Raw genomic sequence first — 2,734 nt, 5'->3', positions numbered from 1 at the left:
GTTCAATAAAACTTTGCCCAGGACATCTATTGCAAAAACCACATCTTTCATGTGTTCCACATTCCTCATAATCGGCAATTACTGTATGTTGCCATACGTCTAAGGATTTAGAATTATTCCAAATTTCTAAAAACGATTTTTCTTTTAGGTTACCAAATTGTGTTGGGAAAGAATTACAAGGAGTTACATCCCCCTCTGGCGTTATATTCATTAAAACTGTTCCTGCTCCACAAAATGCCTGACTTTTATCTTTTTGTTGGCTGCCATAATTTGGTGCTTCTTTGCCTACATACAAAGGTATATTTGGGTCTCTCAAAATAATTTCTAATAATTCACCATCTACTTGAAGCTGCTCTGTAATTGCCGTATCACCATCAACTGAATCAGTTAGTGTAATATCAATCTGAGGAGTTGCACCATATTGTTTTGCTAATTCGGAAACTGTATAATAACTTGTCGCATTGTGATTCATTATTGGACATTTAAAATAAATCGGAACACCATTGTCTGCAAAGTCTTTTGCAACCATTAGAGTCTTTTTTAATGAACCTTTAACTCTTGTTATACTATCATGTATTTCTTCATCGGCACTGTAAACGGATAACCCAACGCTTCTTGGATAAAATTTTGCAAGTTTTTCAACTCTACCAAGCAACGCTAAACCATTGGTATAAATGTCTAATGCAAAATCCCTTTCATAAATCATTTCAATTAATTTCCAAATGTCCTTTTTCACAAAAGGGTCTCCGCCTGTCAGTATAATTTTTACAACACCCATTTGCTGTAGGTCATTTAAAAGTTTTTCATAATGCAAAATATCAATTTCTTCTCGGTCTGTTCTAGTTGATTTTTCATTTTCATTTCTCGCTGCACCCGGATTGAAACAATGCACGCATTTTTCATTGCAACTATATGTTAACTCAAACATTACAACAAATGGAATTCTTTGTTTTTCAATTATATCCATATAAGAATCCTCGGCATCATTTTGCTGAAATGGAAGTCGCTCTTGTACTGTTTTTTGAATTTCAATTGATTGTTTTTTCCTAAGCTCACCAACAATTTTCCGATTCTCTTTTATTACAGATTCAGACAACAAGCCTTCAGTAAGTAGTCCAGCTGAAATAAGTTCATCACAAAATTCAGAAATTTCATTTTCTGTAAATTGGTTAGCGGTTGATTCAACAAGAGCTTGTAAAGGAATTTGTGCATTTTTAGGGTATTTTAAAATTGCACCTACTAAGTCCGCTGATTCATCTTCAAAAAAATATGCCATACCTTCTATCAGATTATAAAGTAAGGCGTGACTTGTAGTGTCTGTTTGGTTGTGTCTTCCACAATTCCATTCTGGTCTAAATATTTCTTTCATATTACTAATTTATCGATTTAATGGTGGGTTAGCAAAAAATGGCTCTTTTGGTTTTGCGAGGGGTTGGCTTGTGTGTCGGGCAAAACCAAATGCGCCATTTGTGCGGCTGGCTAAAATTGTTTTTAAAAAATGTGCGTTGGGCAAAAATAAAAATACAGAAGCTTTGGCTTTTGGGGTCGGCTGTCTGAAGGTTCATTTGTCCAGTCATTTGTTTATGTTTTGTTCTGTCATTCATTGTTGCACTGTCGTCTGTTAGGCTTGCAGGTAACGTCGTTTTGGGGCTTTGTGTCAGGTGGGGTTAAAGATGCACTTACGTTCGGTTTAAGACTAATGATTGTTGATATTACTGAACCTTAAATTTTGCCCGAAAGCCCCACTTGCACAAAACCCCTGTTGTATGAAGCCATAACTTTTCACATTCCAATTTTCGCGTTTCATTTAGTTTTAAAATTTTTGTTAAGTGCCTATTTTACTGGCGCACAAGTCTTATCTATTTTGGCATAAGCCTTATCTACTTTTGCATAAGGCTTATATAGTTTGGCACAAGGCTTATCTATTTTGGCAGTTGTCATATTCACTTTTGCACAAGGCTTATCTATTTCGGCATAAGGTTTATATAGTTTGGCACAAGGCTTATGCAGTTTTGCACAAGGCTTATGCGTTTTTTATGCTTGACCAACTTTTTTGAATTTGATTTTTGCGATTGCTTTATATTGAACTGAATTACTATCAAGGATTGTAAACAAGTAATCTTTTGCTTTGTTGAACGTATCTACTAAATTGTCTTCTGAAAGATACATTGAATTATTACGAATGCTACGAGCATTATTTAAAGGAACAATAGTATTAGCAACGCCTTGCGTTGCTTGCAACATTTGGACTTTTTCTGCTTGCAGTGTAGCGATTTGATATTCTGTTTCGTTTGGGGTGTAGTGTGGGGTGTTTTGGAATAGTGAGATTAGCAAATCGTAGTTATTAGTGCGCTGGTCATAACTCATTTGTGAGGTTGAATGCTGCGTTTGCTCAACAGTTGTATCTGTCGTTTGTGTATTATTAACTTTACGAATACCTTTTAATTTACGAGCAATGGTCATAAAATCTTCTAATTGTGCTTGGGTTACTCCTTCAGTTGCTTTGTATGCTTTACGAAGTTTGGTTATTTTTTTGCTTACTGGTGCAAAAACATTTTCACGATTATCCACTGCAATAGAGTAGGGTGCAACTAATGTATTTACACTTTCTTGATGTGCAAATGAATTAGTGTATATGTTTTGCAAGTTTGTTAAAAGTAATTTTGGATTACTTGGGTTATATAATGTATCTAACTGAACAATATAAGTGTTTAGTAAATTGGCGTTTGCTATG

General features: G+C 34.9%; 2 protein-coding genes. Both read right to left on the bottom strand.

The window, feature by feature from the left end; all coding sequences use genetic code 11:
* Window positions 1-1,369, bottom strand: a 1,369-nt coding sequence (locus tag Q0Q96_RS00500; protein ID WP_293870203.1) for a radical SAM protein, incomplete at its 3' end; no start/stop codon positions are given.
* A 665-nt stretch (window positions 1,370-2,034) separates the two neighbouring features.
* Window positions 2,035-2,734: hypothetical protein (locus tag Q0Q96_RS00495; RefSeq protein WP_293870201.1), on the bottom strand; the 700-nt coding region annotated here is incomplete at its 5' end.

It is taken from the genome of Flavobacterium sp. (genome assembly GCF_025352015.1).
Classification (GTDB): domain Bacteria; phylum Bacteroidota; class Bacteroidia; order Flavobacteriales; family Flavobacteriaceae; genus Flavobacterium.
The sequence above is the reverse complement of the archived record's forward strand: the minus strand, read 5'-3'. Positions and strand labels throughout refer to the sequence as shown.